We start from the raw sequence: 14770 nt of genomic DNA, 5'->3' as shown, positions 1-14770 counted from the left end.
CATTGAGCGACCTGCTAAACGACTATGGCCGCTGCTTGTTGATCGATCAGCGCAGCGATTGCCAGTATGTCCGCCACGATCACACCAGCGGCATCTTTCACGGCAGCCTGGATGGGCGTTATCCGATCACCCTGGTTTTTGTGCGGCCGGGCAGTGGCTACAGCGGTTACTCCTACGATAAGTTCGGCAAGCTGATCGAACTCTCCGGCGGCCTGAAAGAGGGCGGTGCCTATCATTTTGCTGAGCAAGCGGAGAAAGGCCCCAGCGCGGATTTCGTATTGCAGCGACAGCCGGATGGCAGCCTCAAAGGCAACTGGACCCAACAGGGTAAGAGCAAGCCGTTGAGCGTGGAGCTGCATTGATGGCTGGTGCTATCCGCGCCTGAGCTTTGGCTGGTTTGCGTTTCGGCTATGGTGGCTGGCATGAGCGATGAACCTGACGGACAAACAGCATGGGTAGCACAGCTGACGATCTGGTAAATGCGGCGCAAGCAGAGGCTAACGATGCTTTGGCCTCTGCAGTCGCGGCGCCGCCGCGTTTTGCTTCGGTCGATAATTTTCGCGACATCGGTGGTCCAGCGAATGGTTACCCTACCGTCGATGGTCGTCGGATGCGGCGCGGTGTGTTTTATCGAGCCAATGCGTTGACGTTCAGTGCGGCTGACAAAGCCGTGGTCGATACCCTGGGCATTGCGGTGGTATGCGATCTGCGCACACCCACCGAGATCGCCCACACGCCGGATGTCTTGCCGGTGGGTGCCGTGCATATGAACTTCAATATCGCCGGGCTGGATGCTCCGGCACGGCCACAGTTATCCAGTGCGGATGAGGCCGTTGCCATGATGGAAACCCTGGGGCGCCAATTCGTAACCGGTGCCATGCCATGTGCAGGCTTCCGTTCGTTGCTGCTGCAATTGGCCGCGCTGCCGCAAGTGCAGCTGTTTCACTGCACCTCCGGCAAGGACCGTACCGGCTGGGCGACGGCGCTACTGCAAAGCCTGGCGGGTGTGCCGCAAGAGATCATCGTGCAAGATTACCTGCTGACGAAGACCTACGCGGTGACATCGCTGCAGGCGCGACTGGAAGGCCTGCGCAAAGCCTATGGCGATACCGTCATGCAGATCTATGCGCCGATGCTGGAAGTGCGGGCGAGCTATCTGCTGGCGAGCTTCGATCAAGTACGGATCAGCTACGGCACGATGGATAACTATCTGACTCAGGGGCTTGAGCTGCAGCCGTCCACCATGGAGAGCTTGCGGCTGCGGCTGCTGGTGTGAGCCGGCGCCATGAATGGCATGGCGCAAGCTGCAGCCGGATAGGCTTAGGGCTGCGGTGGCGCCGTCAGCTCGCGCGCATTCAAGTAACCATGGTGGTTGCGGTCGAGCTTATGAAACTGTCGCCGCAGGTTGTCCTGATAGCTTTGCAGGGTAACGGGCTTGCCGTGGCCGCCGGGTAATTCACTCGCTTCGAGGATACCGTCGCCATTGGTATCCATCTGGCGAAAGCCATGGCTCATATAGGCCACGTATTCGGCTTCGCTGACTTTGCCGTCACCGTTGGTATCCATGCGCTGGAGATACTCGGCGGGCGAGCTGGGCAAGCTCTGTGCCGCTACGCCAAGCGGCACGAGCAGCCATAGCGCCATGCCGCGCGCCGCCAAATCAGCGATGCCCGCCATGAATGCCGATGAACTGCAAAAACTCGGCACGGGTGCGGGCATCGTCGCGGAACGAGCCCAGCATCTGGCTGGTAATCATCGACACGCCGCGCTTATGTACGCCACGGGTCGTCATGCATTCATGGCTGGCATCGATGACTACAGCCACGCCGGCCGGCTGCAAATGCTCTTGAATGCACTGGGCGATTTCGGCGGTGAGTTTTTCCTGGACCTGGAAGCGACGCGCAAAAGCATCGACGACGCGAGCGAGCTTGCTGATGCCCACGACACGATTGGTCGGCAGATAACCGACGTGAGCGCGGCCGACGATCGGTGCCATGTGATGCTCACAATGGCTTTCGAATTCGATATCGCGCAGCACCACCATTTCATCGTAGCCGGCGACCTCTTTAAAGGTGCGGCTGAGATACTCGCCCGGATCGATCTGATAGCCACTGAACCAATCGCGATAGGCCTTGACCACCCGCTTGGGTGTATCGAGCAGACCTTCGCGCTGCGGGTCTTCACCCGACCAGCGCAACAGAATGCGTACAGCCTCTTCGGCTTGCTCGCGGGTGACTTCAGTCGAATCGGGGAGATCGCTCATGCGGATTCCTTGGGCGTGCTTAGAGGGGAGAGTTTAGCGCTAGGGGGTTGAGAGCGGGGAATGGGGAAGCGGGAACAGGGAACGTGAAAGTTGAAGAGGGTTGGAGCGCAGCGTTCTTTTGGATCTTTTTGATCTTTACTTTGTTTTAGCTCCTGCTTTTCTGCTTCTGCCTTTTTAGGCTTTTCCCCGTTCCCCGTTCCCCGTTCCCCGTTCCCCGTTCCCCGTTCCTCAAACCTCAACATCGTCCTCGTCGTTTGCGAGCGACGGCAGGCTGTCGTCCAACAACGGCGCTGCCTCACCAGGCATGCTCTCTACATCGCGCAGTTTGCGTTCGATCGCGCGGGTGCGTTGGCCGGCGCTATCAATGCTGTTGCGCACGGTGTCGAGTTGTTTGCGAGTCTTGTCCAGTACCACGCCGAATTTGCCGAACTCGGTTTTTACCGCGGCGAGCAATTGCCAGACTTCGCTGCTGCGCTTCTCGATCGCCAGCGTACGGAAGCCCATTTGCAGACTGTTGAGCAAGGCGGTCAGGGTGGTCGGGCCGGCCAGGGTGATGCGGTAGTCGCGTTGCAGCAGATCGGAGAGGCCGGGGCGGCGAATCACCTCGGCGTAGAGGCCTTCGGTGGGCAGGAACAAGATGGCGAAGTCGGTGCTGTGTGGCGGCGCGACGTATTTGCCGTGAATGCGTTTGGCCTCCTCGCGCACGCGTACCTCCAAGGCGCGTCCGGCCGTTTGCGCGGCCTCGGCATCGGCGGCTTCTTGTGCATCGAGCAGGCGCTGATAGTCCTCGATCGGAAACTTGGCGTCGATCGGCAGCCATACCGGTTGGCCGTCTTGCTGGCCGGGCAGGCGAATGGCGTATTCGACGCGTTCGTTCGAGCCCGGCACGGTGGCTACATTGGCGGCGTATTGTTCCGGCACCAGGATTTGCTCGAGTAAAGCGCCGAGCTGCACTTCGCCAAAGGTGCCGCGGGTTTTTACATTGGTCAGCACGCGCTTGAGGTCGCCGACGCCGGTGGCCAGGCTTTGCATTTCACCAAGCCCGCGCTGTACCGCTTCCAGTCGTTCGGAGACCAGCTTGAACGATTGCCCGAGACGGGTTTCCAGGGTGCTTTGCAGTTTCTCGTCGACCGTGGCGCGCATCTGCTCGAGCTTGGCGGCGTTATCGTTTTGAATCGCCTGTAGCTTGGTCTCCAGCGTGGTGCGCATGTCGGTCAGGTCGGCGGTCAATGCGCTCAGGCGCTGTTGCAGCAACTCACCAAAGCGGTTGAGGCTGAGGGTGGACTCCTCCCGGCCCTTGCGCGCGTCTTCGGCCAGCCGCTGCGCCAGCGTTTGCAGGCCGGCATCGGTGCGCTCGGTCAGTAGCTCCAGCCGTTGTCCAAAGCCACTGATGCGCTCTTGCTGTTGCTCGCTCATGGCCCCGAGCTGTTCTTGCACCAAGCCGCGAAACTGGCCCAGGGTCTGGTTCAGCTCGCCACGACCGGCGCGCTGTTCCTGTGCCAGCGCCTCGCGCAGATGGCGGTTGTCGTCTTTCAAGGCATCCAGCCGCGTGGTCAATCCGGCGTCGTGGCGGGTGCGTGATAACGAAATGGCTTGCAGCACCAGTACGGCCAGGACGGCGACGGTCAGGACGATGAGCAGAATGTCGACAGCGGGCATGGCTATTCCAGGGAGTGCAGGCCGCCAAGTTTACGCGCTGTGAGCGTGCGCCCTCATCCAGCAGTGTCGCCAGCCGGCGCATGGGCTCGACAGCCGCCCTGCATGGCGGCTAACGTGGCATCACCCCGGGATTCCTGCTGCACGAATAACGGGGTAGGTCGCGGCAGCGGCCGGCGTCGCTCGGACGGTTCCGGGCGCTTACGTTAACGAGAATACTCAGTCATGACTGACTCCCCTGGTGTGCTGGGCAGCCGGCGCCGTTTCACGCGTATCGAGCGTCTTCCACCCTACGTTTTCAATATCACCGCCGAGCTGAAGATGGCGGCACGCCATCGTGGCGAAGATATTGTCGATCTCAGTATGGGCAACCCTGACGGCCCGACGCCGCCGCATATCGTCGAGAAGCTATGCGCCGTAGCTCAGCGGCCCGATACCCATGGTTATTCCACCTCCAAAGGCATTCCACGATTGCGCCGCGCGATCACGCACTGGTATGCCGAGCGCTATCAGGTCGAACTCGATCCCGAGAGCGAGGCCATTGTCACCATCGGCTCGAAGGAAGGGCTGGCGCATTTGATGCTGGCGACATTGGATCGCGGCGATACCGTACTGGTGCCCAACCCCAGTTACCCGATTCATATCTACGGCGCGGTGATTGCCGGTGCGCAGATCCGTTCGATACCGATGGCGCCGGGCATCGATTTCTTCGCTGAGCTGGAGCGCGGCATCCGCGAAAGTTTTCCCAAGCCGAAGATGATGATTCTCGGCTTTCCATCCAACCCCACGGCGCAATGCGTGGAGCTGGATTTCTTTGAACGGGTGATTGCGCTGGCCAAGCAATACGATGTGCTGGTGGTGCATGACCTGGCCTATGCCGACATCGTCTACGACGGCTGGAAAGCGCCCTCGATCATGCAGGTGCCGGGCGCCAAGGACATCGCGGTGGAGTTTTTCACCCTGTCCAAGAGCTACAACATGGCAGGTTGGCGCATCGGCTTCATGGTGGGTAATCATGAGTTGGTCGCGGCGCTGGCGCGCATCAAGAGCTATCACGACTACGGCACCTTCACGCCGTTGCAGGTGGCGGCGATCGCCGCGCTCGAGGGCGATCAGCAGTGCGTGCGCGATATCGCCATGCAGTACCAGCATCGCCGCGATGTGTTGGTGCGCGGCCTGCATGAAGCGGGCTGGATGGTCGATAACCCGAAGGCATCGATGTATGTGTGGGCGAAGATCCCCGATGTTTATGCGCCGCTGGGGTCGCTTGAATTTGCCAAGAAGCTGCTGGCCGAGGCCAAGGTGTCGGTGTCGCCGGGGATTGGCTTTGGTGATTATGGCGATGACTATGTGCGGTTTGCGCTGATCGAGAATCAGGATCGGATTCGGCAGGCGGTGCGGGGGATTAAGACGATGTTTCGGGCGGATGGGGTGTTGGTTGGGGGGAGGGGGAAGTCGGGTTAGCTGGTTTTTGCGTTTCGAGGTTTGGTTGTGTTGGGGGTGCTGGTTTGGTGTTGTGTGGCTAGATTGTCGCCGTTGGCGGGTTTCGAACCCCTGCCGGGGTCCGAGTCACTTTTCTTTGCGTGGCCAAAGAAAAGTAACCCAAAGAAAGGCCACCCCGCTTGTCGCCCTACGGGTGCGTGAGGGCTGGCCGGGCTTTTCGACAGGGCTCCTGCCCTGGCGAAAAGGACTCGGCGTCCCTGCCGAGTCCCCTGCGGGCCTTGTCGTCCAGCCCTCACCGACGCACAGGGGCCCCGAAGGTCAAAAACGAGAGCAACGGCAACATCAAGAGCGGCGTGCGGTGTCGTGCCGACTTTCGAACGTGCCGCCTATGCCCGGCGACTGCGTGCAGTCGCACCCGAGTGCGCGCAGGACGCGCGCTGCTCTTGGGACCCCTATACCGCGGTGAGGCTGGGACGACAGGCCCGCAGGGGCATCGACACGGATGTCGATGCCTTTTCGCCAGGGCAGGAGCCCTGTCGAAAAGCCCGACCCAGCCTCACGCACTCGTAGGGCAGGATGCCCGCAGAGCGCGGTATGGGGGTGCTCTTTCTTTGGGTTACTTTTCTTTGAGCACGCAAAGAAAAGTGACTCGGACCCCGGCAGGGGTTCGAAAGCCCGCCGCAGGCGAGCCAGCCCACGACACCATCACATATAAGGCGAACCCCAAGGCGGCAGACAAGCCAAGCCCCCATCACCCTAAGCAGAAGCAAACACCCCCGCATCAAAAGCCTTAGCAAACACCCTCCAATCCCGCCCCACCTGCTGCGCACACTCCCCCGACAACTCCAACAACTTAGCCGGCCAACGCGATTTACCCCCATAAGCGATCAACTCATCGGCCGTAGCCGAACCCTGCCGGCCACTGCTGCGCAATTGCGCCCAGGCAATCAGCTGCCCCATGGTCTGCAACACGCCATCGAGGCGCTCCAGCTTGCCGTTCCAGTCGCCTAGCGCCACGCGATCTTCGGTCGGTTGCAGGCCACGCAACACATACGACATGCCGCCCATGTTCACGGCTTTAAGAAAGGCCGGGGAGATGGCTTGCATACGCTGTTGCACGGTGACGACGCGCTCCGCTTCATTGCGCCAATCAGGTTGGGCGAGCTTGATGCCGCGTTTGAGCAAGGCGGGGGTGAGTGAGGATGGGACCGCCTGTTTGAGGTCGAGCAGGTAGTTGCCGTCGGGGGAGCCCTTGCCTTCGACCAGGATCACGTAGCGATCTACGCCCAGGCTGCCGGTGCCGGCGATGCGTCGGGCGACGTCCAGTACGCGGTAGAAATGCGGATCGGCTTCGCTGGCGGCGATATGTTCGATCAGTGCGGTGACTTTCTCGCGCTGCTTGGCGGTGACTGGCAGGGCCTTCTTGCCATCGGTGCGCAGGCTGCGCTTTTTGCCTTTGCGTTCGGTGCGGCTATCGAGAAAGGGTGGGCGCAGGCGTCCGCGCAGGCTGTGTAGCAGGTCGCCGACCATACCGTCGGCGGTGTCGCGCTCGATCCAGCGCGCCTTGCCGTGGCGAAGCGTAGCCGTATAGGCGTCCAAGAAATGCTGGCATAAGGTGTTGGCTTGGGCAGGCTTGAGCTGCAGGCTGCTGGCGCCGACGCGCACACTGGTCAGCAGGCGCACCAGTTCCCAGGTGCAGGGGGCGAGGGCGGCTTCGTCGAAATCGTTGAGGTCGAAATAGACCAGCCGGTTGTCCCCTTTGTAGCTGCCGAAGTTTTCCAGGTGCATGTCGCCGCAAACCCAGGCTGCAGGGGCTTTGCTCAGCAACTTGGCCGACGGCAGCTGGGCATAAAAAAGATGGCAGCTGCCGCGCAGAAAAGTGAACGGATCGCGACGCATCGCCGCGTATTTGCGTTGCAGCCGTTCGGGATCGCGACCAGTGTTGTAGCTACGGATGGTTTCGATGATGTCGGGCATTAAGAAGCCTTGTAAGCAGCAGAACGGGGCAGTGCACTGCACTTTACGCTTTTCCCCGTTCCCCGTTCCCCGTTCCCCGTTCCCCGTTCCCCGTTCCCCGTCTCTTACATCACCCGGCAGAACACCGCCTTCAAGTAACGCCCTTCCTGTACATCGGTGCGAAAGGGGTGGTCGGCGCCAGCGCCAGCCGTGTGTAGCACTTGAATTTCGCGGCCCGCGTTGAGTGCGACACGGCGCAGCATTTCTAGGAAGTCGGCTTCGCTGACCAGGCCGGTGCAGGAGCAGGTCAGCAAGAGGCCACCCGGCGGGATCACGTCGAGGGCGAGGCGGTTCATGGCAAAGTATTTCTTCAATGCATCGATGACTTTGCTGCGATCGCGGGTGAGTTTGGCTGGGTCCAGAACGACGGCGTCGTATTGCTCGCCACGCGCCACGGCCTGACGCAGCCATTCGAAGATGTCGGCCTGTTCAAAATTCACGCTGACATCGTTGGCCGCCGCATTGGCGCGGGCGATGTCGAGAATGCCGGCATCCATGTCCACGCCGGTCGCCTCGCTTGCGCCACCGGCCATGGCATGCACGGCGAAGCCACCGGCGTTGCAGCACAGGTCGAGTACACGGCGGCCCTTGGCCAGCCGGGCGAAGTGATGGCGATTGTCGCGTTGGTCGGCGAAGAAGCCGGTTTTATGGCCGGAGCCCGGTGCGGCATGAAAGCGCAGGCCGTGCTCGTGCACTTCGACCGCCTCGGGTACATCGCCGCTACGGCAGTCGAACGACTCCTGGCGCTGCACATGCGATTCGGCGAACCAGTACACCCGTGCATCGGGGAAGTGCTTCAACAGCGCGGCATGAATGGTTTCGCGCAGGCGCCACATGCCGGCGGCGAAGTACTCGATGACCAGGATATCGGCGTAGCGGTCGACGATCAGGCCCGACAGGTCATCGCCTTCGCTATGCACCACGCGCCAGGCATCGCTGGCTTTGTCCAGTTGCAGCCATTCGCGGCGCAGCGCCACGGCACGGTCGATGCGGGTGCCGATCCAGTCGGCGTCGATGGCTTCATCGGGGTTGCCGGTCAGCATGCGTATGACCGTTCCAGAAAGCGCGACCGACGAAGCGGTCTTTCGCATCCAGTACATCGACGACGCTGCCGGGCGGCAGCCGGATCTCGGGTTTGTAGACCTGCGCGGACCAGACCCAGGGGTGACCCGGGGGGCGATCGGATTTCAGTCGAATGACGGGAAGGGCGGTGGGAACGGCATCAGTAGGAGTATTCATCGGCACATGATAGCGGCTGATGCGCGCTGGCCGCCTTTCTGGGCAAAGGGGCTGGAGGTTTACCAGCGTTCCGCGCAAGGGCGGTTGATGAGCGAGAGCCTGCGGTGGGCTTGCGCCGGCGGTAAAGAAAAAGGCTGCCGGGTTGGCGGCAGCCAAGGGCTGGGGAGATCCTTGCAGGATCCTTTTGCCGTGCGGTCCGTCCCTCCCGGACGGCCGCACTGTGGTTTTAGCTAACGCTTGAAGTCTTAAAGGCTGAAGTCGTAACGCGCGCCAAGGCGGACATAACGCGGGTCCTGGAACGAACGTGGCCGGAAGCAGTTGATGCTCTGCACGCCGGAGGCGTTCTCGCAGGTCTCGAACACCTGGGTTACGCGTTGCTTGCCAAGCAGGTTGAAGACATCGGCCGAGAAGGTGACCTTGTGATTGAAGAAGGCCGGCTGCCAGGCGGCACTTACGTTGAACGTGTAGGTCCACGGGTTACGGCCGTATGAGCCACGTGGCGCGGGTTGGCCACCGCACCAGAAATAGGCTGCGCCGTAGCTAAACGGATCGCCCAGCGGACGTTGGCCGATACAGCTGATCGGCGTGCCCGAAGCGATGCGGGTTACCGTGGACAGACGCCATTCCGGCGTTGGCTGATAGGTACCGAGGATGCGCAACTGGTGGGTCTGGTCGTTCGCCAGCGGGCCGTTGGTGTTCTCCATGATCTGCGGGAAGTCCCAGCTTTCCGTGGTCGACACGTCGGCCTGCACGATGTCCGAGTCGAGCTGGCCTTCTGAGTTGCCGTAGCTGCGCGAGAAGGTGTACTCGACCTTGCCGTACCACTTATCGCTGAACTGGTGTTCGGCGTACATGTCCAGCATGTAGTAGCGGCGCTTCGCATGTGGTTCGCCGCATTGAGCGGAACACTGAGGTATTGCCCCGGTGATGGCGAGAGCAGGAAGGTGGCGTGGTTGCCCGGGTTGAACAGCCAGCAGCCGGTGCTGGCGTTGATGCCGGCCAGTACCTGGCTGTGCAGGCCGTTCGCATCGCCCCAGGCTTGCAGGGGACGCGGGTCGCAAGTGTCGTCGATCAGATTGCGCAGCACGCGGAACATCGCCTTGGCGCCTACGGTCCAGTTGTTCGGCAGCTGTTTGTCGAAGCCGAGGATGTATTCGTCCTGGAAATAGGTCTTCAAGTTCTGGATCGAGACCGTCTTGGCATCTGGCGGGGTGCCGTTGGCGCCATTGTTGTAGAAGGTCTGGGAATACGGTTTGCCGATGCTCAGGCCCTGCGGAATACCCGTGGTGGGATCGATGCTGGTGAAGCTGTAGAAGGTCGACGGGAAGCTTGACGGGCCGGCGCCGCGGACCGCGACGCTGGTAGGCAGGCCCAGGTGATAGCGGCCGGCATTGCCGTAGATTTTCAGACTGCTATCGCCGTAGACGTCCCAGCTCACGCCGATACGCGGATCGAGCTGGTTGCGTTCTTTGGCATAGGCCTGGCCTACGCCGTTGTAGTTGGTGAACTGCTCGTTACGCAGGCCAAGGTAGGCATGCCAGCGATCGCTGATCTGCCAATTGTCTTCGATGAACTCCGAGCGCTGCGCCGTGCGTGCTGAGGTGCCCGTGCTCAAGCCGGTCGATTCGACGTAGTAGCCGTTGGCGAAATCGGCCGGGTTGTACAGGCTTGGGCTCAGGCCGAGGTTGGCCAGACGGTTGGTGATGGCGCTGCCATTGCCCAGATCCCAATAGCGGTATTGGGTGCCGTCGACCGGGCCACTGCCCCAGGTGGCGCGCAGGTTGTAGTTGTCCATACCGGCACGAAGATCATGTGCCCCAAGGCGATACTCGATGTTGAAGCTCCAGCCGGAGGTGCTGTCTTTCGAGCCGGGCATCAGCGTCGTCGCGTTGCCGAACTGGCAACTGGGTGCCGGGTTGGTCGCGGCAATGGCACGGTTGTCGGCAATCGACGGGCACGCCGCACCGCCCAGGCCGCTGATGGTCTGGACATGGTCGGAATTGCTCTTGCCGTACATGGCGTTGATGGTCAGGTCGTCGGTGATGTAGCCGGTGTAGTGGCCGATATAGACATTGCCGCCCGGGGTGCCATTGGTCTGGGTGCCGTTGTAATTCTTGGTGTACTGATGACCGAGATAGCCGGTGTTCTGCTGGGTGGCGTAGTTGTAGCCGTAGATCTGCGAGTTGGTATTTTCGTCGTCACCGATACCGGTGAATTCGATGATGTGGTTGTCGGTGATGTTCCAGTCGAGCTTGACCAACCAGCGGCTGATCTTGTTGACGTCGTTCTGGACCGAGTTTGTCGGCGGGGCGCCGGCCGAGGGGGTATAGGCCTGGTCGGTCGAGCGGATCGCGTCGGCAGCACCGAAGAAGAACAGTTTGTCCTTGATCAGCGGGCCGCCGATCGAGCCTGAGTACTGCAGTTCCTGGTTATCCCGGCCGGCGAAGCCGTTGCCGTTCTGGTACAGCGTGCCGTTGCGGCGGTAGACGTTGCGCGGCTGTTGCGCCAGGTCGCTGGGCGACCAGAACATCTGCACATCGCCCATCCAGGTATTGGTGCCTCGTTTGCTCACCACGTTGATCACGCCGCCGGTCGAGCGACCGTATTCGGCGCCATAGCCACCGATGAGCACCTGCTCCTGGTCAATCGCGTCATAGGGCAGCTGGCGCGAACTCACGCCGGTCAGTGGATTGGTTACCGAGAAACCGTTGATGTAGTACGAGTTCTCTGAAGCGGAAGAGCCGCCGAACGACAAGGCGTTGCCATAACCGCGCGCGGCCGGAACCGTGCCTGGCGCGAGCAGGGCCACCGAGCTGATGGAGGTGCGCGCAATCGGCAGTTTGGAGAGTTGATCGGCGTTGATCACCGTGCGCGAGTCGACCGATGACACGTCGATGGCTGGCAGCACATTGCCGACGACTTGCACGGCGCTGAGGTTTTTCGCGCCCGCTTCACTGGCTGCGGCTCCGCTGGCGACGAACGATACATCCGTGCCTTGGCTGATCTGGGTCTGCACATTGTCCCGGGTGCTGACGACGGCGCCATTCTTGATCAGGCTTACTTTGTAGGTGCCGATCGGCAACGACGAGGCGCGATAGCGGCCGTTGGAATCGACCGTCAGGTCGCGTTTCTGGCCGGTGCCGGTACTTTCGACACGAACGGTATCCCCTGGTTCGGCCTGACCGAAAATCACGCCGTTGGCGTTGCTTTGTGCCAATGCCGAGCCGTGCCCCAAGCTAAGTGCGAGGGCAACCGCAAATGCGATGGTACGGTGCTTCGGCACCATCAAATGATTTTGAAACTTCATTAACTCACCCTCCTAAATAAGCGTTGGGCACAGGCGTGCCGCGCTTCCCCGAGAAACAGCCGATAAAACCGAATTTTTATTTACAGGCCGAGCTGCTCCGCATCACCTTGGCAACGCCAGGGCAATGGCCAGACCGGTTAATGAGTGTTGCTCCCCTGCACACGATTAATGGCCTATAGGCGTATGAAACCGTGTACGCCGATGACGTTACGCCCTTGACAAACGTTATGCAATGGTTATCCCGACGGTGACATTTCGTAAAAACTTAGCGTGAAAGATCAAGAAAATATTCAGGACCGCCGACCTATTTGGATGAATATGTCGAGTTCACCACGCCAATAACCGAAGGATGCGAAATTAATTGCGATTAAAGCGCAATTATTATGGTTTCTATTGTAATCAAGTTTCTAAAGCGTAATTAATTGCAGGTTATCTAGGAAAAACTCCTAGATAGCTTCAGCGGCCCAAAAAAAGCCCGCACAAGGCGGGCTCTTCGTCAGGCGTGGTAATTGTCGAGTCAGTAGCGCGGTACCGATGTGTCGATCTCGCGCGCCCATGCATCCATGCCGCCCTCGACGTTGTGCACCTTGCTGAAGCCGTGCGCGGCGAAGCGCTCGGCAACCCCCTGGCTGGAAATGCCGTGGTGGCAGATAAAGGCGATCGGGGTGTCCTTGGGCAGGGCGGCGAGGGCGTCATAGCCTTCTGTTTCCAACACCCGCGCCTGTGCCAGCGGTGCCGCCTGGGCGAGGCCATGGGCAGGGCGGACATCGATCAGGGTAATGCTGCCGGCGGCAAGACGGGCCTGCAGCTCGTGCACGGTCAGCGATGCGATCTCCTGGGCGCCCGGGAATTTCAGGCTCAGGCCTTCGCCCTGCACGGTAGATACCCAGTCGATCACAATGCCCTTGGCACGCTGTGCGCTGCCGGGATCAAAATGTACTTCGATACCGTTGGAGGTCACCACGATGTCGTGATCGCCTGCTGGAGCGAGCTGAAAACCGGCGCTGTGATCCGGGCCGATTTCCAGGTGCAGCACCACGCCCTGCGCATTGCCGGTGCCTTGGCGAATCACGTCGGCGGCCTTGTCGGTGATGGTGATCTGCGGCGGCGTGCGGTCCGGGGCGGCCGCGCCAAACAACTGATGCAGCTCGCCGCTGGTATACATCTGACGAATAATGTCGGCGCCGCCGACCAACTCACCCTCCACATACAGCTGGGGAATCGTCGGCCAGTCGCCGTAGGCTTTGATGCCTTCGCGAATCTCTGGGTCTTCCAGCACGTTGACCGTGTGGTACTCCGGCAGTAGCTCGTTCAAGGTGTTAGTGGCCGCGGCAGAGAAGCCGCACATCGGCTGTTGGCGGTTGCCCTTCATGAACAACACCACGCGGTGCTGCTTGAGCAAGGTTTCGATGCGTTCGCGGGTGGCGCTGTCAAGGGACATGGGGAGGGGCTTCCGGCAAAGGGATTCAATGATACGCCGATATGCCGCCATCGCCCCGGGCTTCAAGGGGCGCCGCTGTTATCCATGCCCAACTGCTGCTTGCCGTCCGTTGACCCTTTCGCGATATCTCAGGCCGCCGGGCGCAATTGGGCCAGGTCACGCCGGCGCCTGGCCAGCGGCGCCAGCGCCAGCGCTGCCGCGGGTGAAGGCAAGACCAGTTCCCGGCTGGCGCGGCCCAGCGCCGCGCGCTGTTCGCTCCAGTGCAGTAGCTCCATCGCCCCGGTGGCGTCCTCGATCAGCGCGGTGCAGTGTTCGACCCAATCACCGTCGTTGAGATAGAGCACGCCGTCTATTTCCATTACGTGGCCGAAGTGGATATGTCCGCAGATATGCCCGTCGAAGCCGCGTTCGCGCGCATCGTCGGCGACCCGCTGCTCATAGGCGCGGATATAGGCGAGCGCCTTGCCGATATGCGATTTCACGATGATGGATAGCGGTAAATAGGGCAGCTCAAGCCGTTTGCGCATGGCATGGACGCGGCGGTTGGTCCAGCAGATGAACCGGTGCATGACCTCGCCTAATTGCAGGATCCAGGTGCGGCCGACTTGCTCCGGATCGAACTCGTCGCCGTGGCTGACGTGATAACGGCGGCCATCGGCCCCTTCATGGACCGCATCCAGCTCGATCCTCACCCCGCCGAACGACTGCCCGGCCAGGCCACGCAGCGGGGCATCGTGGTTGCCGGGGATATAGATGACATCGACCCCGCGGCGGGCCATATCCAGCACTTCTGCCAGCACGGCGCCATGGTCAGGGTGCCACCAGGTACGGTGGGCCAGGGCCTCCATGTCGATGATGTCGCCAACCAGATAAAGCTTCTCGCAACGCAACTGGCGCAGGAAATCGAGCAGATAACCGGCTTTGCAGTCGGGCGTACCCAGGTGCACGTCGGAGATGAAAGCGCTACGGCATTGAAAGGTCGCCATGGCGTGTACTCCCGGTGGTTGTCCGGGACGCCAGCTTGGTCCTGTTAGGTCACCGTGGGATGGCGGAATGGTTGCAGTGTGATTGCGGGCGCGGAAATTTGCTCTTTGGGCCTGCGCATTTCTTCTGTCTTTGGGGTAGGGGCGTTGCGCGGGGTTCTGCGTTTTTGTGTGAGGTGGTGGCTAGTGGGCCGCCTTCGGCGTGTTTCGTCCTCCTGCCGGAGTCCGAGTCACTTTTCTTTGCGTGGCCAAAGAAAAGTAACCCAAAGAAAGGCCAACCCCGCTTGTCGCCCTGCGGGTGCGTGAGGGCTGGCCGGGCTTTTCGACAGGGCTCCTGCCCTGGCGAAAAGGCATGGGCGTCCCTGCCCATGCCCCTGCGGGCCTTCTCGTCCAGCCCTCACCGACGCACAGGGGCCCCGAAG

At 61.2% G+C, this 14770-nt stretch carries 11 protein-coding genes and 1 pseudogene; 3 read left to right on the top strand and 9 right to left on the bottom strand.

Annotation, left to right across the window (positions count from 1 at the left end):
• Together OUZ52_RS19720 and OUZ52_RS19715 are read left to right on the top strand one after the other, a co-directional pair.
• Positions 1 to 362 (top strand): hypothetical protein (locus tag OUZ52_RS19720; protein WP_266160257.1); only part of this gene is annotated, 362 nt, incomplete at its 5' end.
• Positions 363 to 451: 89 nt separating this feature from the next.
• Positions 452 to 1276, top strand: coding sequence for a tyrosine-protein phosphatase (locus OUZ52_RS19715; RefSeq protein ID WP_266160256.1), 825 nt, complete (start codon positions 452 to 454; stop codon positions 1274 to 1276).
• Between the two features lie 44 nt (positions 1277 to 1320).
• Here the strand turns inward: OUZ52_RS19715 and OUZ52_RS19710 are convergent, their stop codons facing one another.
• The 3 genes from OUZ52_RS19710 to OUZ52_RS19700 form a co-directional block, all read right to left on the bottom strand.
• A complete protein-coding gene (locus tag OUZ52_RS19710; RefSeq protein WP_266160255.1) occupies positions 1321 to 1677 on the bottom strand; it encodes an EF-hand domain-containing protein in 357 nt (118 codons plus the stop codon).
• Entirely contained in the window at positions 1661 to 2263 is a 603-nt protein-coding gene (gene folE / locus OUZ52_RS19705; protein WP_266160254.1) for a GTP cyclohydrolase I FolE, read from the bottom strand. Before folE ends, OUZ52_RS19710 begins: the two co-directional genes overlap by 17 nt.
• 228 nt (positions 2264 to 2491) lie before the next feature.
• Positions 2492 to 3922: a DNA recombination protein RmuC gene (locus OUZ52_RS19700; protein ID WP_266160253.1), complete on the bottom strand. Its 1431-nt coding sequence runs from the start codon at positions 3920 to 3922 to the stop codon at positions 2492 to 2494.
• A gap of 222 nt (positions 3923 to 4144) precedes the next feature.
• Here OUZ52_RS19700 and alaC point away from each other — a divergent pair, with 222 nt between their 5' ends.
• On the top strand, positions 4145 to 5383 hold the full coding sequence (alaC, locus tag OUZ52_RS19695) for an alanine transaminase (RefSeq protein WP_266160251.1): 1239 nt from the start codon (positions 4145 to 4147) through the stop codon (positions 5381 to 5383).
• Between the two features lie 735 nt (positions 5384 to 6118).
• Here the strand turns inward: alaC and OUZ52_RS19690 are convergent.
• The 6 genes and pseudogenes from OUZ52_RS19690 to OUZ52_RS19665 form a co-directional block, all read right to left on the bottom strand.
• A complete protein-coding gene (locus OUZ52_RS19690) occupies positions 6119 to 7339 on the bottom strand; it encodes a DUF2252 domain-containing protein (protein WP_266160250.1) in 1221 nt (406 codons plus the stop codon).
• Positions 7340 to 7443: 104 nt separating this feature from the next.
• A pseudogene (locus OUZ52_RS19685) lies at positions 7444 to 8617 on the bottom strand (class I SAM-dependent rRNA methyltransferase).
• Positions 8618 to 8862: 245 nt separating this feature from the next.
• Entirely contained in the window at positions 8863 to 9321 is a 459-nt protein-coding gene (locus OUZ52_RS19680; RefSeq protein WP_266160249.1) for a TonB-dependent receptor, read from the bottom strand.
• Positions 9222 to 11924: a TonB-dependent receptor gene (locus OUZ52_RS19675; protein WP_266160248.1), complete on the bottom strand. Its 2703-nt coding sequence runs from the start codon at positions 11922 to 11924 to the stop codon at positions 9222 to 9224. Before OUZ52_RS19675 ends, OUZ52_RS19680 begins: the two co-directional genes overlap by 100 nt.
• A gap of 517 nt (positions 11925 to 12441) precedes the next feature.
• Positions 12442 to 13365, bottom strand: coding sequence for a Grx4 family monothiol glutaredoxin (grxD, locus tag OUZ52_RS19670; RefSeq protein WP_266160247.1), 924 nt, complete (start codon positions 13363 to 13365; stop codon positions 12442 to 12444).
• A 128-nt stretch (positions 13366 to 13493) separates the two neighbouring features.
• Complete coding sequence (locus OUZ52_RS19665; RefSeq protein ID WP_266160246.1) at positions 13494 to 14351, bottom strand: UDP-2,3-diacylglucosamine diphosphatase; 858 nt, start codon at positions 14349 to 14351, stop codon at positions 13494 to 13496.
• Between the last annotated feature and the right edge of the window lie 419 nt (positions 14352 to 14770).

This window comes from Dyella silvatica (assembly GCF_026283955.1).
GTDB lineage: Bacteria > Pseudomonadota > Gammaproteobacteria > Xanthomonadales > Rhodanobacteraceae > Dyella_C > Dyella_C silvatica.
The sequence above is the reverse complement of the archived record's forward strand: the minus strand, read 5'-3'. Positions and strand labels throughout refer to the sequence as shown.